16 protein-coding genes and 1 tRNA gene are annotated in these 20,661 nt (G+C 56.9%); 6 read left to right on the forward strand and 11 right to left on the reverse strand.

The window, feature by feature from the left end:
- Position 1: 1 nt before the first annotated feature.
- From FHJ80_RS10135 to FHJ80_RS10145, 3 genes are read right to left on the reverse strand one after another with little or no spacing between them, the layout of a single operon-like run.
- On the reverse strand, positions 2-811 hold the full coding sequence (locus tag FHJ80_RS10135; protein WP_139527045.1) for an SDR family oxidoreductase: 810 nt from the start codon (positions 809-811) through the stop codon (positions 2-4).
- Positions 808-2,043 (reverse strand): capsule biosynthesis protein, encoded by a 1,236-nt coding sequence (locus FHJ80_RS10140; RefSeq protein WP_139527046.1) that lies wholly within the window; start codon positions 2,041-2,043, stop codon positions 808-810. The genes FHJ80_RS10135 and FHJ80_RS10140 overlap by 4 nt, the downstream gene beginning before the upstream one ends.
- Before the next feature lies 1 nt (position 2,044).
- Entirely contained in the window at positions 2,045-4,063 is a 2,019-nt protein-coding gene (locus FHJ80_RS10145) for a capsular polysaccharide biosynthesis protein (RefSeq protein WP_139527047.1), read from the reverse strand.
- A 266-nt stretch (positions 4,064-4,329) separates the two neighbouring features.
- Here FHJ80_RS10145 and FHJ80_RS17545 point away from each other — a divergent pair, with 266 nt between their 5' ends.
- Complete coding sequence (locus FHJ80_RS17545) at positions 4,330-4,809, forward strand: hypothetical protein (RefSeq protein ID WP_369692948.1); 480 nt, start codon at positions 4,330-4,332, stop codon at positions 4,807-4,809.
- Positions 4,718-6,346 (forward strand): diguanylate cyclase, encoded by a 1,629-nt coding sequence (locus tag FHJ80_RS10150; RefSeq protein ID WP_369692949.1) that lies wholly within the window; start codon positions 4,718-4,720, stop codon positions 6,344-6,346. Before FHJ80_RS17545 ends, FHJ80_RS10150 begins: the two co-directional genes overlap by 92 nt.
- Here the strand turns inward: FHJ80_RS10150 and FHJ80_RS10155 are convergent.
- Positions 6,343-9,420 carry an EAL domain-containing protein gene (locus FHJ80_RS10155; protein WP_139527048.1) on the reverse strand — a complete coding sequence of 1,026 codons (3,078 nt, stop codon included), beginning with the start codon at positions 9,418-9,420 and terminating at the stop codon, positions 6,343-6,345. The two genes, FHJ80_RS10150 and FHJ80_RS10155, sit on opposite strands and share 4 nt — an antisense overlap.
- A 130-nt stretch (positions 9,421-9,550) precedes the next feature.
- Here FHJ80_RS10155 and FHJ80_RS10160 point away from each other — a divergent pair, with 130 nt between their 5' ends.
- Positions 9,551-10,498, forward strand: a complete 948-nt coding sequence (locus tag FHJ80_RS10160; RefSeq protein WP_139527049.1) for an AEC family transporter — start codon at positions 9,551-9,553, stop codon at positions 10,496-10,498.
- Between the two features lie 65 nt (positions 10,499-10,563).
- A tRNA-Arg gene (locus tag FHJ80_RS10165) sits at positions 10,564-10,640 on the forward strand.
- A 31-nt stretch (positions 10,641-10,671) separates the two neighbouring features.
- Here the strand turns inward: FHJ80_RS10165 and FHJ80_RS10170 are convergent.
- From FHJ80_RS10170 to FHJ80_RS10180, 3 genes are all read right to left on the reverse strand, one after another.
- Entirely contained in the window at positions 10,672-11,226 is a 555-nt protein-coding gene (locus tag FHJ80_RS10170; RefSeq protein ID WP_255303920.1) for a CAP domain-containing protein, read from the reverse strand.
- Positions 11,219-11,707 carry a pyridoxamine 5'-phosphate oxidase family protein gene (locus FHJ80_RS10175; RefSeq protein WP_139527050.1) on the reverse strand — a complete coding sequence of 163 codons (489 nt, stop codon included), beginning with the start codon at positions 11,705-11,707 and terminating at the stop codon, positions 11,219-11,221. Before FHJ80_RS10175 ends, FHJ80_RS10170 begins: the two co-directional genes overlap by 8 nt.
- Positions 11,708-11,845: 138 nt before the next feature.
- On the reverse strand, positions 11,846-15,094 hold the full coding sequence (locus FHJ80_RS10180; protein WP_139527051.1) for a PAS domain-containing protein: 3,249 nt from the start codon (positions 15,092-15,094) through the stop codon (positions 11,846-11,848).
- Between the two features lie 221 nt (positions 15,095-15,315).
- Between FHJ80_RS10180 and FHJ80_RS10185 the strand changes: the two genes are divergently transcribed.
- Both FHJ80_RS10185 and FHJ80_RS10190 read left to right on the forward strand, forming a co-directional pair.
- Positions 15,316-15,537: a DUF333 domain-containing protein gene (locus FHJ80_RS10185; RefSeq protein ID WP_062361259.1), complete on the forward strand. Its 222-nt coding sequence runs from the start codon at positions 15,316-15,318 to the stop codon at positions 15,535-15,537.
- 167 nt (positions 15,538-15,704) lie between these two features.
- Entirely contained in the window at positions 15,705-17,390 is a 1,686-nt protein-coding gene (locus tag FHJ80_RS10190; protein WP_139527052.1) for a diguanylate cyclase, read from the forward strand.
- Positions 17,391-17,397: 7 nt separating this feature from the next.
- Here FHJ80_RS10190 and FHJ80_RS10195 read toward each other — a convergent pair whose 3' ends face one another.
- The 4 genes from FHJ80_RS10195 to FHJ80_RS10210 all read right to left on the reverse strand — a co-directional run bounded on the left by FHJ80_RS10195 (position 17,398) and on the right by FHJ80_RS10210 (position 20,581).
- Positions 17,398-18,411 carry a potassium channel family protein gene (locus FHJ80_RS10195; RefSeq protein WP_139527053.1) on the reverse strand — a complete coding sequence of 338 codons (1,014 nt, stop codon included), beginning with the start codon at positions 18,409-18,411 and terminating at the stop codon, positions 17,398-17,400.
- A gap of 9 nt (positions 18,412-18,420) precedes the next feature.
- Positions 18,421-19,371 carry a cation transporter gene (locus FHJ80_RS10200; RefSeq protein WP_139527054.1) on the reverse strand — a complete coding sequence of 317 codons (951 nt, stop codon included), beginning with the start codon at positions 19,369-19,371 and terminating at the stop codon, positions 18,421-18,423.
- A complete protein-coding gene (locus tag FHJ80_RS10205) occupies positions 19,368-19,994 on the reverse strand; it encodes a transporter substrate-binding domain-containing protein (RefSeq protein ID WP_139527055.1) in 627 nt (208 codons plus the stop codon). Before FHJ80_RS10205 ends, FHJ80_RS10200 begins: the two co-directional genes overlap by 4 nt.
- 257 nt (positions 19,995-20,251) lie before the next feature.
- Positions 20,252-20,581, reverse strand: a complete 330-nt coding sequence (locus FHJ80_RS10210) for a four-helix bundle copper-binding protein (protein WP_139527056.1) — start codon at positions 20,579-20,581, stop codon at positions 20,252-20,254.
- Between the last annotated feature and the right edge of the window lie 80 nt (positions 20,582-20,661).

A 20,661-nucleotide genomic window follows, 5' to 3' on the forward strand; every position in this document is an offset into this window, starting at 1 on the left:
CTTACCGGCCTCCTACATGATCGAAACCCAGTCGTTTGATGAGCCACTGCGACACGCCTGCTGGCAAGACAGCCAGCCACCAAGTGCCGAAGTTGAGCGGAAACGGGAAGCTGACTCGCGCACGGTTGGCGCGAATGCCACGAATGATCACTTTGGCGGCTCGTTCGGGTGGCCACTCAAAGGGCTTGGGGCCAGGCATGGCATTGCACATGGGGGAGGTGACGTAGCCGGGCATGACGACCGTTACCCCGATGCCGCAGGGGGCGAGCAAGCCGCGCAAGGCTTCGCCATACGCTTTGATGCCCGCTTTGCTGGCACTGTACGTGGGCGTGCTGGGTAGTCCATGCCAACCCGCCAGTGAGCTAATGAATACCAGTTGGCCACTACCCCGTGCGCGCATGGCGGGTACCAAGTGCTGCGCCATGGCAATGGGGGTGGTGAGGTTGATGTCCAGCAAGGCTTGAACATCGGCCCAGGGCTCGAGCTCCCCCAACTGCTCAGGATGTGTGTTCTTGCCTGCGTTGGCGATCACGATATCCGGCAACTGCTCGGCACTGAGCGTAGTGAGCCACTGCGCTAGTGCCTCATCATCGGTGAGGTCGATGGAGGAGAGCGACACGTCAGCCCCTTTTTCGCGACAGGCGTTAGCCACGTGCTCTAAGGCGCTGACGTTGCGTCCATGCAGAATCAGATGCGTTTGGGGAGACGCATACGCCTTGGCGAGCGCTCCGCCGATGGCCCCTGTGGCGCCGGTGATCAGCACGCAGCGTGTGTGTGGTGTCTTCGTCGAGTACGTTGCATCAACACTCACAGCAGCTTCTCCAGAGGGGATGGGCAGGCTTCTAATATCTGCGCAGCATTATTGACTGCGAGATCGATGCTGGGCTGGCAGTAAAAACCGCCGTTTACCTGGGCGGTATGCATCACGGTATTGCGAAAATAGCCAAACAATTCGTCACTGGGCGGTGGTGGCTGGTGCCAAAACTCCTCCAGCGAGCCTTCGTAGGTAAGCCCTGCCAGATTATAAATGGGGTCGCTGAGCGCAAAGGTGGGGCAGTGTGATTCCAGTGAGACGATGCCCACGGTACTGTTCACCGTGACGGTGCCCACTGCATGCTTGATCAGCGCATTCAGATCGCCGGACTCGAGGTACACGATGCGCCCATCCAAGCCGTAAAAGTCTGAGAGACGTTGAATGATGGAGGGGTAATCCACGAGTCCCATATCGAGCGGATGGTTCTTGATGCACAGCAAGGCATCGCTTGGTGCATGCTCGGCAAACGAGCCCATCACGTGATCCATGACCTCTTCCATGTTGGCGTAGGGAGAGTGGTCACGAATTTGCGCATCGGTATTTAGCTGCAACGGCAGCATGAAGTAGGGCTTGCCGCTTCCGATCAATCGTTTAATCCGTGCTGCGTCGCGTTTTTTCCACTGTTTGAGCAGCGTGAAGCGCTTTAGGTAGCCCGCGTACTCCACCGGTGCGGTAATGGGCGCGTGGTTGCGATAGCGCGGTGCGACCAGGGGGTTCGCCAGCCCGGCGACATGGTACGCCACATCGTGCATGGCGCGGATTTTAAACGATGAGCGAAAGCGTACCGGAGAGGGAAGCTCAGGTAACGCTTTGCCCGTTTCATAAAACCAGGTGGGATCGCGAGGCAGCAGCGAGTGGCCGTTGACTCCCTCACGTTCCAGCGTGATCCAGAAGGGGCGGAAGTAGCCCTCTTCAAACACGTGGGTGCGAATGCCTGCGGCCGGGGCTTGGTCGACCGCTGGGCGGTGCACGGGACGCCGGTCGCCGAACAGGACCTGGTCGGTAATGCCGTAGCGTTGCCATAGTGAGGTGACGAAGGCGGGCAGCTCGCTCAGAGGGCCGCGAAACAAGTGGCTATGACTGTGCGTGCGCTGCCAATAGAGGAGATCGCCCGCGTTGAAGTTAACTTTCACCACGCGGTGGCCGTCGTCGGTGAGGCGGCGGGCTAAGCGTTGGTAAAAGGGCGAGCAAACGCCTTGTAAGAATAAGAATGCGCGCTTCTGCTTCAACTCAATGGCTTCCAATCAACAAGTTACGATAGCAGCGATAAAGGCGCTGCTTCCATGTAAGTAGCGGTGTTTGTGCACTAGATTGTTGTAGCTTTGCCCGCTCCAATAGGCTGACGACGGTCTCGGCATTGCAAAGCTGACCAGAGGTGGGGTCGACGTAATTGGGGTACAGCAATAGCGTGCCAGCAACGAGGGCATCCAGGGTGAGCGTCCGGTTGCGCCTTGGGCAGCGCAGGGCGTCTTGCGTTAGCCCCCAACCCGCATAAAAAGGCAGGCCATAGGTCGTCACTTGACGATGACGCAACAGAGCTTCAAAACCGGTCAGCGAGCTCATTGTATGCACGGCATCCACGCGCTCTAGCAAAGCGGTGATGTCGACGTGGCTGGCGTCCAAATCATACAGACGTTTGGCATCAGTATCGAGTTTGCCCACTCGAGCCCCGCTGATCACATCAGGGTGTGCTTTGTAGATGATGAAAGCGTTCGGCTGAGATTGGCGCACGGCTTTTAGCAGCGCGCTATTGGTGCGGATCTCCGGTGAGCCGGTGGCGATGGACGCATCGCTCTCGACTTGTCCCGGTACCAAAATGACCGTTCGATGATCGGGTAAGGCAACGTCAGCCGCCCCAGGGACGTTATATTTCGATAGCTTCAGGGTGACGAGGCGCTGGCGCAATTCGGCGGCCCTGGCCAGTAAGTCATCGCTAAATTCATGCTCGTTGAGCAGCGTTTCCAGGTCGCTTGGCTGACTGGGGTCGTAATAAATACCGTGTCGATCTATCACCAGTGACAGGGGTTGAGTGAGGTCGACACCCAGGCCTACCGAGCGGATAAAACCGTCTTCCATGCGCCAAAGATGAGGCAACAGTTCGCTGTGCTGCGTTTTGAAGGTGCCGTCGATACGGCTCGACCATACCAGCAGCCGTTGAGACTCGACGGCTTGCTTGGGGAGGCTCTTTTGGTAACGAACGCGGGCAGCAGGACCCAGAAAATCGCTGATGAAACGTCGCTTCCAAGAGGAGAAGCCGCAAGCGAGCCATGCGCCTCTCAACCGCTCTTGCTGACGCTTTTGGTCAGCGATGAGGTATATCGTCTCTTCCAGCGTGGATGGCTGGCCCGTGTAGGGGTTGGCGTAACGGCAATAGCGAAGATAGGCCGCCGCGAACACTTCTGGCAGTGTACGAGAACGCGTGCGCCGGAGGCAGGGGAGTTGGTCTTGGGTCAGGCCCCAGCCAGCATAGAAAGGAGTGCCAAAGCAGTGGACACGTTTGCCCGCCATGAGCGCTTCGAAGCCAAGCTGGCTAGTCACCACATAGACATCGTCGACTTGGTCGAACAGGGCCCAGGGGTTGATATCTTCGCTGATCACCTGGCAGCGCGGGTGCTGAAGAGCGCTGGTAAGGTGTCCTTGCTTTTTACCCGCAATCACATCGGGATGAATTTTGACCAGCACTTTGGCCTGGGGGTGATAGGCCAGTGCGTGCTCCAGCATGGCTGAAAAACTGGCGGCGCTCGCGCCACCATACTCGATGGATGCATCCCCCGCCGTTTGGTCGACCACTAACACGCTGGCGCCACTATCGCTCAGAGGCTTGTCCGGCGCATGGTTATATTTCGATAAGCGATAACGCTTTAGTAAGGCGATGCAGTGTTCGGCCCTGGATACTTCTTCCGACGAAAAGTCGGCGGTCGCTAGCCACTGCTCTAGGTCGCTGGGTCGTGAGGCGTCGTAATAAATGCCGCTGTAATCCACTACGAGACTATGCGGTTGGTAACCGGCACTACTAAGCCCTAAAGAGCGTAAAAAACCATCTTCCAGGGCGACGTAGGGAAGACGACGCTTGTCGGCGTAGCGCCTCGCTCGGCGGCTGGTAGGTTTCAACCCCCATCCAATGACGGCGTCTGGCTGGGCACTGAGGGGACGAAGCGGGAGGACGTCGTCGAATTCTCTTAAAAATGCGGCGAGTGGTGTGATGCTGCCAATGCCTTTAGAGGTGTAACCCGCCGTACGTTTTGCCATGGAGTGTGCCGAAATGTTTTGTCGGGTGGTTTGCGAGATAGGCGGCGAACATACGTGAAATAAGCGTGGTTATCAATTCGCACGCGCTTGGCTTAGAGTTAAGGCGCTTTCGTTACGCAAAGAAACGGTTTAGAAAAAAATAGCTAAGTTGATTTGTCTCAACGCGCACATTTCAGTTGTTTTTGATAAGTTATTTCTTTCGAGCCATGATAGCGTCTGAACTCGCGAGCCTCACTCAAGGAAAGTTAACGAAATAGGGATTTCTGGTGCGCCTAGCCCCCCTGATCCATCGACTGATTACGTTTCGTTCGCTAAAAAGCCGGCTGCTGCTGGGGCTTTCCTGTGCGCTGGCCATTTTGGCGGGGGCCGTGCTGGGCATGGCGTGGCAGGTCGGCAAAATCATGGTGCACGAGACCAATATCGCCCACCTGCGCTATGAAGCCGATTTGCTGGCCGATGAGATTACCCAACAGATCAACCAGCGCATCAACGCGCTACAGCGGTTGAACGGGGCCATTGGGTTGTCAGACGATCCCACTTGGTTGAATTACGAGCTGCAAAAGAACGACTCCCTGCTGGCTTGGTTCGAAGGTTTGGTGGTCAGCGATGAGAACGGCGTGATCTTGAGCGACTGGCCCAGCGTGGTGGGGGCGAGTGGGCCTCGAGACCAAAGACCTCGAGTATTTCAAAATGGTGCGCGGTATTCGCCGCCCCTACGTGAGCGAGCCCTTCGTGGGCCGGGCTAGCGGTATGCCGCTGGTGCTCATCAGCATTCCTCGTTTGGATGAAAACGGGCGTTTTGCGGGCTTTGTCGGGGGCATCGTCAGCCTCAAGAGCAGCGGACTCTTCAATCGTTTGAGCACCATTCGTTTGGGTGACAGTGGCTATGCGGCCGTTTCGACCGCTTCTGGCAAAATTCTTTACCATCCTGATCACGAGTTGGTGAATGCCGAGATCAGCAACGTCCAATTGAACCCGATGTTAGAGCTTGCGCTGGCGGGTTGGAGAGGGGAAGGGGTTGCCGAACTGTCGAGTGGTCGCGTAGCGCTGCAAGCGTATGCCCAAGTGTGGCCAGCCGATTGGATAGTGGGCCTGTTTTTGCCCACCACTCAAGCGCAGTTACCGCTCTCGGGGTTCATTTACAAGCTGCTGGGCATTTGGTTCGTCCTGGCGCTACTCATGATGCCGCTCTTATGGTGGCTGCTGGCGCGCATTCTCAAGCCACTGGACCATCTTGAATCGCAAATTGGTGAAGTGGGAAAGGGCGAGCGCGCGAGTCTCGATCTCGCCACCAGCATGCAGGAGTTGCAGCAAGTCGCGATGACTTTCAACCGCGTAGAGCATGAGCGCCAGCAGTTGGTCGGCCATTTGCAAGAGCGCCAGGCGTTTTTGGATTCCGTATTGAGCGCTACACCCCAGGGCATGTTCGTTGCCAATTTTGGCGGCAAGATCACTTATATGAACCCGGCACTGCTGGAGATGCTGGATATCCCTCCCGATACGCCCATGGAGGCGTGGATGGAGCAGGTGCACCCTGACGACCGAGAAGGGGCGAGGGACATGTGGGTTCACAGCTTGAAAACCGGTAGCGATTTCGTGCGCCAACTACGATTCGTGCGCAGCGACCATGAAACGCTGTGGCTGGACATTCATGCACGGGTGGTCATGTTGTCTCAAGGGGGGCACTCGCTGGGCTTGGTCGGGGTCGTGAAGGACATTACCGAGCGTCGCCAGCAAGAGGCGTTGCAGCGCTGGGAGGCAGAGCACGACCCGTTGACGGGGCTACTCAATCGACGTGGATTCGAGCGCCGGTTGGAAGAGGCATTCGCCGACTTCCAGAAGACCAGCACGCCCTCTGCGCTGCTTCTCTTCGATCTGGACCATTTCAAGCCTATCAACGACGAGGGCGGCCACGCGCTGGGAGACGAGATGCTCCGCCGTATCGCTCAAATCGTGGCCTGGGAAGTACGTCGCAGTGACCATGTGGCGCGCCAAGGGGGAGATGAGTTTGCCGTGCTGTTACCCAGCTGTACGCTGGGACAGGCCGAGCGTATCGCAGAGTCGTTGCGTCAGTCGGTGAGCGAGGTGACCGTGACCCATGAGGGCAAAGAGTACAGCGTGACGCTCAGCATCGGCGTGACGACCTTCGATGAAAGCGACGAAACGGTCGATGTGGCGATTTCCCGGGCAGATGCGGCCAGTTATGAAGCCAAAGGGGAGGGGCGAGACGCCGTGGTCGTCAAATTGCCCGAACAGTTCGACCCTATAGAGCTGTTCGATTAAGACGCGTCTGGGAAACCTTCCCGCTGCCAAGTGATCAGCCACTGGGGGAGCGCTTCGGCGGGCATGGGGCGCGCAATACCGTAGCCCTGGGCCAAGTAGCAGCCCAGCGACAGCAGCGCTTGAGCGTGTGCCAGGGTCTCGACGCCCTCTGCTAGCACGGGGCGCGCGAACTTCTTGGCCAAGAATACGATACTCTCTACGATCGCACGATCATCTTCGCTCGCCAGCATATCGCGAACGAAGTCTCTATCGACTTTGATCAACTGCACCGGCAGGCGGCGAAAGTACGCCAGCGACGAGTAGCCGGTGCCGAAATCGTCCAGCGCCACGTCGATCCCCAGCCGTTGACAGTTTTCGAGCACATGCAGCGCCGCTTGCATGTCATCCAGCGTGGCGGACTCCAAAATTTCGATGGCCAGCAGCTTGGTGGGCACATCGGCATAGCGGGCTAATAACTTTTCCAGCTGAGGCAAAAATCCTTGGTGCAGCAGGTGCTGCGGGCTGACATTGACGCTGACCTGCAGCGAAATACCGACGCTTTGCCACTGCTGAAGCTGTTTCAGAGCGGCTTCGATGACCCACTCTCCCAGTAGAAACTCCAGTTCGCTGCCTTCGATGAGGGGTAAAAACTCACCTGGAGCGCAAATCCCCCGCGTAGGATGCTGCCAGCGGATCAGCGCTTCGGCACCTACCACCTCTTTCGATTGCAAATCGACTTGAGGTTGATAGAAAAGCTGGAACTCGCCGTGACTCAATCCATGCTGAATGGCGGTGCGCTCTTGCTGACGTAGCCGGGAAAGGTACTCTTCATCGGTGCTGTAGCGAACGCACTGGGAGACGCCTTGGGTTTTGGCTTTATACAGCGCTTGGTAAGCGTGTCGAAAGAGCGTGTCAGGGTCTACTTCGTCCTCTGGGAAACACGTCATCCCAATGCACGTCGTTAGCTTCAAGCTATGCCCATGTACCTTCATGGGTTGCTGGATGGCGCTTTGCAGCGCTGCGCTGTTGAAGTGCTGGGTGGGGGCGACCACCACGAACTCATCGCCGCTAAGCCGTGCGGCAATGCCTTGCCCGCGCAACGGTTTGATCGACGCCTGCAGGCGTTTCGCTATGCGCGTTAGAATACGATTACCCACGGGGTAGCCGAACATGTCGTTAAGGCGTTTGAAATCATCGATGTTGAGTACGTAGACCGTCAACGGTTCGCGCTGCTGGATGAGCGCCTCTAATTGCGTGCGGGCTAAGCGCTGATTGGGTAGTCCCGTCAATTCATCGATGTTCGCAGCTTTATACAGCGCTTCTTCGTGACGCTTCGTGTCGGTAATATCCGACTGAATGGCAATGAACCCTCCACCTGACTGCTCGCTATCGGGAAGTGGGTTACAGCTAATGTGCACCCAATAAGGCGTGCCGTCTTTACGGTAGTTGAGCAGCTCTTCTTCGAACCGCTGCCTGTCTCGCAGCGCATGCGCAATACGCCGCACGGTGGCTTTATCGGTGGCGCTTCCCTGGACTAGCTTGCCAGGTTTTTTACCCACGGCTTCTTCGAAGGTATAGCCGCTTAGCCGTGTAAAGCCGTCGTTGATCCACTCGATATTGCCCTTGGCATCGGTGATGACGACACCGTTACTGGTATTTTTGGCCACCATCGACAGGCGGGCAATGGCCTGCTGGTCTTGGCGCTGCTGACGGTGATTGCGAAGGTTATTGATGAACTGCCCTATGCTACCTAGTAGCGGTGCCAAAAATTCAACCAGGGCGTCGTCATAGCCGTTCGGGCGGTTAGCGAGACCAATCATCCCGATACAGTGGCCGTTAGAGTGAATCGGCACGCCCAAAAAGGCATTCAGCGGCGGATGCCCTGGCGGTAACCCGCCTCGTCGGGTATCGAGGGCGGGCGTATTGGAGATCACCACCTGTTGATGGCGCATTACATGACCAAAAAGGGTGTCGAGATTGCTGAACACCATTCCATCGGGAGCATTCTGATCATAAAACAGCTTGGAGGCTCGATCCCACGTGATGTCAGTGATTGCGTGGGCGACGAGGTAGGGGACCTGGCTCTCGTTATATAGCACCTCGCCAATGAAGCCATATTCGCTGCTGGTCAATGCCAATAGATCTTCGAGCAGCGGGTCGAGCGCTTTGGCATTGCCTTGGCCATCGATGAAGCTCGCCTGAGCACGCATGATGGCTTGCTCCAACGCCTGCTGGCGCAGTAATTGGGTTTCGATCTGTTTACGCGGAGTGACATCCAGCATCGTACCGATGAGCTGCACCACGTGGCCGTTGACCACTAGCGGGTTGCCGGTGATTCTGACCCAGCGCGGCTCGCCACTGACCGTGATCAATTGAAACGTGTCGTTAAACGCAAGGCCTTGCTCGATAGCCGAATCGATGGCGTCCATCAGGCGCTGGCGGTCCTCGGGGGTATAAGCCTCCATGCGCTGCTCGAAGGTGCGAGCATCACGCTTGTCAACGTCGTAGAGCTCGTTGACGACATCGTTCCAGTGCGTAGCGCGACTGGGCACGTCCATTTCCCAGAGACCAATCGCTGCGTTGCCAATGGCATCGTAGGCACGTTGAGATACATAGTGCTCGAACTGCAGGACCGCGCTACTGGCCAGTTGCTGAAGTAGCGCGCTTTGTACGCTGGAGAGCCGACGGGGCTGGGTATCCATGACGCAGAGCGTGCCGATGACGCTGCCATTGTCTGCGATCAGAGGCGCTCCGGCATAGAACACGATGTGCGGAGGCGAACTCACCAGGGGGAATTGCTTTAGCGAGGCGTCCTGACGGGCATCTTGTACTTCGAACAGCGCTCGTTTTTCGATGGCAATGCCGCAGAATGAGTGTTCTCGCAGCATCCGCTGCGTGGATTGGCCCACGCTACTTTTGACCCACACATGGGTGTCATCGACGAGCGTCATTAGCGCAATGGGCGTATCGCAGTAGGCAGCAGCCAGTTGAGTGATACGGTCGAAGTGGTCGTCAGCCGACAAGTCCCCTAGCGTATAACGCTTGAGCGTGAGAAGGCGCTGCTCTTCGTTTTCATGGTTGAGGGGCAAAACCATAAGTGACCTATCAGTGACGGTGCGCGTTTGTGCTTACTTTCCCTTATGGTGACGAGACTGTCTAGCGAGTCGACAAATCTCAGTCAACGGTAGAGTATAAGAGGATGCTGATTCGACTGAGAGCGACTTCGTGGACTTACTTGAACTCTTTACACGCACCTTAGACGTTACCCTGCCTGTTTTTGCCATGGTGTTCATCGGGATTGCCTTGAAGCGCCTGGGCTGGATCGATAGCGCCTTCATTTCGACCGCCTCGTCTCTCGTGTTCAAAGCCACACTGCCCACGCTGATCTTTCTCAGCCTAGTCAAAGCTGACTTGAGCGTTGCTCTAGATGTGCCGTTACTGCTCTTTTTTGCCCTCGCCACGTTGGGCCAGTTTTTGCTGAGTTGGGGTTGGGCGCACCTGCGCGTGCCAAGAGCCGACCGCGGCATTTATGTTCAAGGAGCGTTTCGCGGAAATTGTGGGGTCGTAGGCTTGGCCTTGGCGGCGGGCATGTACGGCAATTATGGGTTATCCGCCGGTAGTTTGCTGCTGGGGGTGGTGATCGTGATGTATAACGCGCTCTCCGTCATTGCCTTGGCGGCCTATCAGCCCGGCCAAGCGACCGATTGGCGGAGTTTGCTGGGTCATATCATCAAAAATCCGCTGATTCTTTCGGTGTTCGCTGCGCTCCCTTTTACCGCTTTCTCGGTGTCGCTGCCCAGTTGGGTGATGACCTCGGGTAATTACTTTGCCTCGCTCACGCTACCGCTCGCGTTGATATGCATCGGCGCAACGCTATCGGTATCCAGCATGCGAGAGGGAAGCCAAGTGGCGCTCAGCGCCAGCAGTATGAAAATGGTGATTTTACCCGTGCTTTCCACATTGGCTGCGTGGCTGATGGGGTTTTCAGGGAATCAGCTCGGCCTACTGTTTCTTTTCTTTGCCAGCCCCACTGCTGCCGCCAGCTTCGTGATGGTCAAAGCGATCAATGGGAACGTGGCTTTGGCCGCCAATATCATCGCCATGACCACGCTGATGGCCAGCGTGACCGTGACACTGGGTATCTTCGCTCTTCGCCTGCTCGGTTGGATATGACTTCTGCCGATGCAAAACCGCGGTTGGCCGGGGCGGATCAAACCGCTATACTATGCGCCCCGTCAGTCCCTGTAGCTCAGTAGGATAGAGCAGCCGCCTCCTAAGCGGCAGGTCGCAGGTTCGACTCCTGCCAGGGACGCCAAACGCCCCCATGTCTTCTTCATTTCTAACGACTAGCGCGGCGCGCCTAGCGTTTGCACCCAGTAGTGCGTAAATCGCGAGTCACTATCTTCTGCGTGCGCCATGCCTATATCGGTAAAGGCATCGTTCATGAGGTTGCGGCAGTGGCCTGGGCTTTCGATCCAGCTTTCGATGGCTGCGTCGGCGGTGGTATGCCCAGCGGCGATGTTTTCGCCAACCCTTCGCCACCTATAGCCGTGCTGAGTAGCGCGATCACTCATGCTGCTGCCGCCTTGCCCGGTATGGCTGAAGTTGTCGTTCGTGGCCATGTCGTCGGCGTGAGCTTGCGCGGCGGTGGTGAGCGAGCAGCTCCAAGTAAGGGGGCTAGCGGCATCGAAAGAACGTTCGCCGCATTGGCGGGCTTGGCCTCGAGCTTGGTTGACGCGGTCCAACATCGTTTGCTGCCGTTCGGTGGGAGCGCACGCTTCAGACGCGGGGGATGTCTCATTGGCGGATGAGGCGGGGGCATGCGTTATCCAGACCGTTACCATCCACGCGATCGAACAAAGCGCCCGGGTAGCCGGGCGCTTCATGAACGGCTTATCCACCGAACTTCTCGTTTTCGCCCAAGTTGGGCGTCGCGTCTTTTTTGAGATTGGCTTTGGCGATTTCGTACAGCTGGAACGTTTTGCTCTCTTTGGCTTTCCAGTGCTCACCCATTTCTACTTTCACTTCCAGTAGGGCGACATCAGGGTCGTCTTTGCCTTCAGGGAACCAGGCCGCGACGAAGGGGTTCCAGTACTTGTCGATCAGCTCACGGTCGTCGATGACGTTGGCCTTACCGGACAAGGAGACGTAGACACCGTCGTCTTGGTCCGAAAAGCTAAGACAGACATCGTGATCGCTTTTGGTTTCCAGTACTTTTTCAGCACTACGGCGAGTATAGAACCAAAGCGTGCCGTCGTAGTCGTCTTGCACGAGGTGCATGGGGCGGGCGCGTGGCATGTCATGGTCTAACGTCACCAGCATGCCGACTTTGATATCCTTGATCATTTTCCAGATTTTTTGCTTGTGCTCTGGGCTAGACATGGCGTCACTCTCCTTATGAATGGCTAGCAGTGGGCGATTGCCAAGCGCCTCTTTCTGGGGCAATGCTTATGCAAAAGCTAATAGGATTCGTGCGGTGTTGTACAAATCCTTTCATTAGCCTAGCTGCCATTGAGGAGATCAGCAAATCCGCTCTCCGGGGAGTTCGATAGTGAATTCGCCACCGCCGCCGTTGGCATCTCGGTAGTACACCTCGCCCCCCAGCTGCTGGGCAATTTCTCGGGTAATGGCGAGCCCCAAGCCGGTACCGGGGAGCTTGCGCGTGTCACTAGCGTCCGCTTGGGAAAAACGCTTGAAGAGGTGGGGTTGAAAGTCGGGGTCGACACCTGGTCCGTGATCGCGGACGCTAATGTTGACGGTTGACTGTTGGTGCGCAACGGAGATTTCGACCGGACGATCTTTCGGCGTGAATTTGACGGCATTCGACATCAAGTTGGTTAGCGCTTGAATCAGCCGTGGACCATCGACGTTGACGCGCACCTCTGGCCACTGTGGCGTGGCTTCAATACGGACCCCGTGCTGCTCGCCGTACCCGGCCATGGAGTCGATCGCCTCTACCACCAGCGGGGTCAATGGCTGCGCGGCCAGGTTCATGGGCATTTTGCCTGCCACCAATTTCTCCATATCCAGCAGGTCGTTGATGAGCGTGGCAAGCCGCTGCACGTTACGTTGGGCGGTTTCCAACAGCGCATTGGCGGGGGCGGGCAGTTCGCCCACGACGCCGCCTGCCAGAAGCCCTAACGAGCCATTGATGGAGGTGAGCGGGGTGCGCAGTTCGTGGCTCACGGTAGCGATGAACTGATTTTTCATCTTATCCAGCCGTCGTCGCTCGGTAATGTCCTCTATCAGTGACCAGATGACGGGGCGCCCGTCGGGGTCATGGCTCAGCATGCCCTGCAAACGAACCGGGTAGCGGCTGCCATCCTTGCGGATGTACTCTTTTTCGAAAGGCCCGTAGCGGCCCTCGTTTTTGAGGCTCACGAGTACTTGCTCTTCCATGGCTTGGTACTCTCGGGGCGTAAGGTCCCAGTAGCTGAGCTTGACGAACTCGTCGCGGGTATAGCCGGAGGGCAGCGTCAAGGCGTCGTTGAGATCGATGAACTGCCCGGTCTCGTAATCGTTGAGCGCAATGCCAATGGGAGCAAACTCAAAAAGGCCTCTAAGACGACTCTCGTTGCGCTCCAGGGCTTTTCGTGCCAACTCTTGTTCATGGATGTCGTGCAGGTAGCCATGCCATAGCACGCTGCCATCGGCGAGCCGCTCTGGCCGTGCCTGACCGGCTGTCCAGCGGTACACGCCCTGATCGTTTCGTACGCGATACGTGGCATGCCAGTCCCCGAGCGCGTTGGCGGAATGCTGTATGGCGGACGCCACGGATGCCAGGTCGTCTGGGTGGATGCGCTCGAAGGCGGGAGTGGCGTCTTGGGCCGCCTGTTTGGGCGTCATGCCGTAAAGGGTTTGAATTTGCGGTGAGCTGAACGGGAACGTGGGCCGTCCGTCGGGAAACTGTCGGTACTGATAAATGACGCCAGGCAGTTGCGCCATGAGCTTGGTAATCCGCTCGTTGCTCAAACTGTTGGTCAAGGTATCGGCCAGCCAGCGGGCGAGTAGCCTTAGAAACAAGGTTTCGCTTTCATCAAACTCGCTGCCCCGGGGTGAGGCTGAGGAGAAGTTGAGCGTACCGAACACTTGGCCCTCCACTTCGATGACGATGGCGGCATAGGCGCCAAGAGGAAAGGCTTGATAACAGGGGTGAGCATGAAATTCACTGTTGGCGACATTGGCGATAAACAGCTCTTTTTTCTGTCCGGTGAAGAGTAGTTGGCACCAAGTGCTGCCTAAATCGAAGCGCTCACCGGCCGCCAGTGGCATGCCGGGGGAGCACTCTACCCATCGAGCGGTGTATACCTCGCCCTCGATCTGGCTGAGGATCGCTAGGTCCAAACCGAGATAGTGACGCGTCGTATGCAGTGCATACTGAATTTTGGCATCGAGGGTGTCGAGCGTATTGAACGCGATATCGTTGAGCAACAGCAGCGCATCGTGGTGTTTGCGAAGCTGCACGCGGGCTTCGTGTTCACGGGTAATGTCGACGATGAACCCTTCCATGATCAAGGGGTGTTGGGCATCGCCTGTCACCCAGTTGCCGCGCTCTTCGACCCAGCGCCAACGGCCATCGCGGTGGCGCATCCGGTACTCGATATGCCAACCTTCGCTGGCGGCGCGGGCGGTTTCGATCGCGTCGCCCACGGCGGCGGCATCGTCGGGATGGATAATGTCGGCATAGCTGAGGCACGCGTTGTTGATGAGTTCTTTCGCGGTATGGCCGCTGACCTGGTCGATTTGCCCGCTGATGTAGAGCATGGTCCAGTTCTCATCCGGTAAGCAGCGATAGGTCACCCCGGGCATGTTGCTCAACAGTGACGCAAACTCATCCCGGCTGGCTTGCAGGGCCTGCTGCGCCTCGATCTCGTGGGTGATGTCGGTATGGGTACCATACATCAACAGCGGCTGACCCTCTGAGGTCCAGTCGAACACCTGCCCGCGGTCGTGCACCCACACCCAGTGGCCCTGCTTGTGACGCATTCTTGCTTTGCAGCTATAGCTTTCCGTTTCCCCTCGAAAATGCGCATCGAGTAGGGCGGCGGAGTGAGCCAAGTCGTCGGGGTGTGCAAGGTCCAGCCACGTATTGATGGTGATGGGGCTGAGCTCTTCCAGCGTATAGCCAACGATCTGTGCCCACCGCTCGTTGAAAACGGTCTCTCCCGTTTGTACGTTCCACTGCCAGGTGCCGACGCCGGTGCCCTCGATGACCAATCGGGCACGGCGCTCGCTTTTTTGCAGTGCCAGTGACAGCGCAGAGTGAGAGGCGTGGTGACCGATATCGTCCTGGATCAGTGCCTCTATCGTAGCGGCGATGTCGTGAAGCAGCGCAATCTGTTCTTTCGTGAAGGCTCTTGGAACCGTGTCGAACAGGCAGAGACAGCCTGCCGAGCGATCTGTAGACGTAGCCAACGGTATCCCGGCAAAGAAGCGGACGAAGGGGGCGGCCTGAACCATGGGGTGATCGGAGAAGCGGTTATCCGCCTGGGCGTCCTCGACGATCAAACAATCGCTTGGAAAGAGCGCATGGCGACGAAATGTGTGTGCTAACGCGGCTGCGCTGGTTTCCGACAGGCCCTGGCTCGTCGCGAGCTCCAAGTGGTCATGTTGACGTAGATAGACTTGCACGATGGGCACGCCGAACACCTGTTGCGCTAGGCGCGCCACACGCTCGAAACGAGGGGGCTTGCCATCGTTCAAACCGTGGTCAACATTCGCTTCTAACGAAGGTGCAGCGCGGCTTATTGAGCCCTGGGGTGTTTTCATGGCGTGACCATCGAGTGACCTACTGAAAGTGTGCAAGGGTGACGACGGACTAGCCGCTGCGCTTAAATTTATATTGGTCCGTCAAGCTGCCTTCACAGCATAATGGCTTATGGTGGTGGGGTGTAGAGAGAGACGTGGCTTGAGCGTCGTTGAGATGTGAAAAATTGTGGAGCGCCGTTTGGCGGGCCTGATGCGGCGAAGTAGAGTGAGGAGTACCACGAATGAAACATAGCGTCTTAATAATGATGGTGGCGTTAGTAGGCTGTGCGGGAGGAGAAGGCGCTGATATGCAGACGGCGGCTGCGGCGTATTGCGTCAGCCTGGGCGGCGAGCGCCTCACCCGCGAAAGCGCTTTGGGAACGGGACGTTACTGTCGACTGCCGGATGGCCGGGTCGAAAACGAGTGGCACTTATATCGAACAGAGCGATTGGATAATGATTAACGCCACCAACGAATAGGCGTTTGAAACGCATCAAACGTGCTATCAACGCAATTTTGAGCGTATAAGGTTAGCGTTAATAAAAAATAGGGTGAGCTGGTGGGTCACGCCAGCTAGGGGATCGGATGGGTACGTTCAACGTCTTGTTGCGCTTTTTTTGCGTAGGAATAATGGCTGGCTTGCTGTTGCTGTCCGGTTCTTCGGCCTACGCTAGCGCGCCTGCACCGCTGACCGATTGGGAGTATCGCTGGGGAGATGCTTCTTTAGAGGATGACGCGCCTTGGAGCCCCATCGATTTTCCTTCTAACCCCCCGGAGCGCAACGGCCAGAAGTCCGTGTGGTTTAAAACGGTCTTGCCAGAGGGAGAGTGGCGTGACCCGGTGTTGCACATTACCAGCATTAACTTGGTGGGGCAGATCTACCTCGATGGCACGCTGATTTATCAGCATGGCGATATGGAAGCGCCTCGTTTCATCGGTTGGCCGTGGCATTTGGTTCCGCTGCCGGAGAATTCGGCGGGCAAGACGCTGGCGCTGCGTATCCACTCCGATTACACCAGCATCGGGCTGTGGGGCGATGTAGAAATCACCGATCGTATCGATGCGCTGAAGGGGATGCTCCACGCTTCGGTACAGGACCTTGCGGTGAGTGCCTTCAGCCTGCTACTGGCGACGTTGGCAGCGATTTTTGCCATGATTGGGCCTGAGCGTCGGGGCTTTTTTGCCATCGCGCTGTTTGCGTTTTCGTCAGGGTTGATGCTGTTGGCAGAGACCCCCGTTCGGCAGCTGTTGGCAGACGCGCCGCTTACCTGGGACATTTTACGAGCCGCCAGCTACTTTACGCTGCCCATTGCCATAGGCTTGTTGCTGAGCCACTGGTTGGATGGTGTACCAAAGCGCTGGATGAGGCGTTTATGGCAGCTCCATTTGGCGTACCTCGTGGCTTCGATTGGTCTGGTCGCACTTGGCGTGGTGAACTTGGCACTGACGTTCCCCATATTCGACGTGCTGCTGTTGCTCACGCTCCCCCTCATGCTTCTGCTGGCGCTGCTGCGATTGCGTCGTTTGAATTTGGAGCAGCGGCTGTTCGTCACTAGTTTCCTGCTGTTTGCGCCACTTCTGTTGCTGGACATGTTGGTGGCGCACGAGCTGATCCCTCGGCGCGATGTGCCACTGAGCTATGGGGCGTTGGGCTTCTCTTTGGCTATCGTGGGGATTTCGCTGTGGCACTACCGTCATACGCAGCGTCAGCTTGCTGCGGCCAACCAGACGCTAGAAGCACAGGTGACGGCGCGGACGGCAGAGCTAGATACCTTGGTCGAGCAGCTCAAGGGGCTCTCGCTTCAGGATGCCCTGACCGGCCTCAATAATCGTCGCCATTTCGACACCTTGCTACATCAGGAAATGGCGCTCGCGCAGCGTAAGGGAAGCCTGCTTTCGCTGCTGATGATCGATATCGATCATTTCAAGAAAGTGAACGATAACTTTGGCCACGACGCTGGCGATGCCGTTTTGATCGAGGTCGCGGCGCTGTTAAAGAAGCATTTTCGCGGTACGGACGTGGTGTGTCGGTTGGGGGGCGAGGAGTTCGTCGCGCTCCTACCGGGCACCGGAACGGCCGAGGCGCAAACGCGTGCCGAGAAACTGCTGAAGGCACAGCGTAACCAAGCGTTGAGTCACCTTCATCAGCCGCTTGGGCGCATTACGCTCTCTTGCGGAATCGCCACGTATCCGGCTCACACCATGGACCCTAAAAGGCTACTGCGCTTAGCCGACACAGCGTTGTACAAAGCCAAGAATAACGGCCGCGACCGTTGTGAAGTATGGGAAGGGGCCGTGTCGTCCAGCGAGCAGTAGCTAGCGGCTATGATGACTCGTTTTGCCAGACGTTTGGCCATGCCCAGCCATCTTTATGCACGTAGGCAGCCAGTAACCGCTGTTGGCGGGTGGCAAGCTGTTGATGTATCTCTTGGTGAGCGGCGGTGATGCCAGGCAATCGTTGGTACTCTGCTAGCGAAGGTAGCTCTGGGAGGGTAGGGGTAGGGTCGATGAACGCGCTGTCTAACGTCGCGAGAAAGTTTTCAAGCGTGACGATGCCCGTTTTAAGCTGTTGCCGCGTCGCGTGGTCGATATCGGGGCAAGCAATTTGTGCAATGACCAGCGCTTGATAGAGTTTCGCGAGAGCAACCGGTAGCGATTTTTGACGGTTAGGGTCGTGATAATAGTGCAAAATGGGATACGCCAGATGCTGCTGCCCCAACCGGCTAATGGCCTGTTGGAGTGGTTGTAGCTGCTGTACCAAGCTTGTGTACTTCCCATTATCATGGGTCGCGCGGAGAATTTGTAAGGGGCTATTGCCCAGCGCATGGATGGACAGCGCGACATGGCGTTTTTCGGTGACATTGGCCATGATGCTCAGCATATACGTAATGGTGAGCGTAAAGAGAAAGAAGCCGTTGGCAGCTGCCAGCGGTGGTGCAAGCCGCCAAGTGTCGCTGCCCGGAACGAAGTCGCCGTAGCCCAGAGTGGTCAATGTATAGCCCGCATAGTACAGGCGCTCGACATCGTTGGCAGGGGCTTTGGTCGTGGCGTTCACCACGGCGTCTTCGGTGCTGCAAAACAGTAGCCACCATCCGACTAGGGCAAGCAGCAGCCAAACGGTCATCAAACCTACGGTCAGCCAAGGGCCTGCTGCAGACAGTACGCGGTGGCAGCGATGACGTTGATGCAATGCCAGTAACAGGGTCCATACCGTGCTAATGGAGCGGTTGGTCAAAGGGCCAGAGTGAGAGGCAGACAGCGTCGTCTTGATGGCATCATAATTGGCAAGGGTTATTAGAAGAATGCCAACGATACCGAGCCAGTGATGTCCTATCATGCTCGCTTCCTAGTTCGAAGAATCGGATGGGGTGACACTCACCACCACTTCATAAATACGCCAATCATAATGATTCAGCATGGCCTCTGCCGAGGCAACGCGCTCGGCCAGTCGATGCGTATCGCGCGGGACAATGAATGCTTCACCGCTGAACACGTGTCCCTCTTCTCGTAGTCGAACGGCAGCGTCCAAGACCCACTCGTATCGTTTGAGTGCCGTTTCCAGCGACTCGGCTAACGGCTCGGGTTGGGTGTTCGACGTAAATCGCGGGCGGCGATCCAATAAATCACCCACGGCCTCTTTCAGGTTCACCACGCCGTCCTTGGTCACATCGATGGCGATAAGCGCTGCCGCTAGCGCATCTGCCCACCAGATACCGGCACCAATCCCCAAAATGCCGATGATCGCTGCCAGGCCGGTCATCCAGTCCGCTTTGCTCATCTTACCATCGACATAGACGGTTTTTTCATGCACCTGTATGGCGGCTTTGGTCTGCAAGCGGCCAATCACCATGGGAGGAATCACGCTGTAGATGAGGGCACCGATCATTAACCAGCCCATCCAAAACGTATGCCCAAAGAGCGAGATAGCGCCTACTGAGGGGTGCTCCTGACTGATCAGTTTCATGATCGAATCCAGTAACAGCAAGCTCCCCATCAGGCTCAGTGCCGTGGCCGCGCATAAAAACGCAATCACCGTGGCGCGTTGGTAGCCGTAGGGAAAGGTATCGTTAGGGGGGCGGTTACGAAAATGCATGGCGATCAAGAATGCCACGGGAGGAATGAGCGATAGGATGTCCTCTATCCAGGCCGCTTTCATGGCTTGGCTGCTGCCTAGCACCAGCCCAAGCACCAGAATGATTGAGACCCGAAACCCCAAGTTCCACCACTCCAGTCTCACCAAATAATCGAGCTGGCGCTGTTTGTCAGCAGGCATACGGTAGGGCTTGCGTATTTTCATTCAGCGGCCTCGACGCGTTTTAGCTGCTCATAGAGAGAGGATTGGGCATTGAGATGGCGTTGAAGCGCCAACATGAGGGCGTTTTCCCCTTTGGGTAGCGCCATCACATGGTGTTCGCTGGTGAGTCGATGAGCCGTTGGTCGAAAGCCATGGGCCTCTAACCACCATTGAGGGCCAGCTACCCAGCCCGGCGCGTCATGCACGCGCTCGGTGATCACGGGAGTCGCACCCAGCGCACGGATCGACTGCGTGACGCTATTGAGACGCGCCACGGCGATGTCTTGGCCCTCGAGGGCAGCGTCGCCCGCTGCGTGAGCGCTAGGGTGATGAGGCGCGATACCAATGACATGATGTGAGGTGAAGTACGGGCGTGTCGTGGCGGCTAGCTGAGTAAGACGCGTATTGTGAGTAAAGCCGCCGGCCACGATATCGAGCTGGTGGTTGAGCGCTTTCAGTAGCTCGTTTTCACTGCCCCAGTGCCACTCGATGGACGCATCGAGGCTATTGGCAAACTGGGATAGAAGGCCGATGTCCACCCCTTTGGGGCCCGCAGCGGTAGCGATGACCCAAGGTGGGTTTTCCGTGATACCGATGAAGAGTGTGCCGCCCTCGATATCGCTCATTTTGCGTTCTACATTTTGGGGATAGCGACAGCCAACAAGCGTTAAAAAAAACGCTATACATAGGCATAGTGCGTAACTTTTATGTGACGATTTTTTTCTCACGTTGATGTAAATCTTAGTATTAAAGGGGCGGCTAATAAGCGGCTACTTTTATGTTTCGTTCACTACTGCATGATATAACGAACACAGTAGAAACAGCCGTGCTGTTATCAGCACGGCTGAGCCATTGAAAGACAATGTCGTTAAAGGCGCGGACATTAAGCGGCAATGCTCGCACAGGCGTTGGCACACTGTTGGCAAGCTTGGGCACACGCTTGGCAGTGATCAGCGTCGTGTTTGGCACACTCGTCGGCACACTTTTGGCAAATGTCGGCGCAAAGTTGGCAGATGTCATTGGCGTATTCGCTGTTTTGGGCCATGTAGGACGCCGCCAAGCGACAGATCTGAGCGCACTGAATATCCATGCGTATGCACTCGGCCATTTTGTGTACTTCATCCTCTTGAAGGCACTGGGTAGCGCACTGGTCACAATACGCGGCGCAGATATGACAAGCCTCGATTTTTTCCTTGAACGCTCCAAAATGCATCGTCAGCTCCTGTAGCCACTCTAGTCAACGAATGGGAGGTATTCCCTTATGGGTCGAGAGTTAAAGCTAGCCGACGATGA

The sequence above is a fragment of the Halomonas sp. BL6 genome, assembly GCF_006228115.1.
GTDB classification, from domain to species: Bacteria; Pseudomonadota; Gammaproteobacteria; order Pseudomonadales; family Halomonadaceae; genus Vreelandella; species Vreelandella piezotolerans.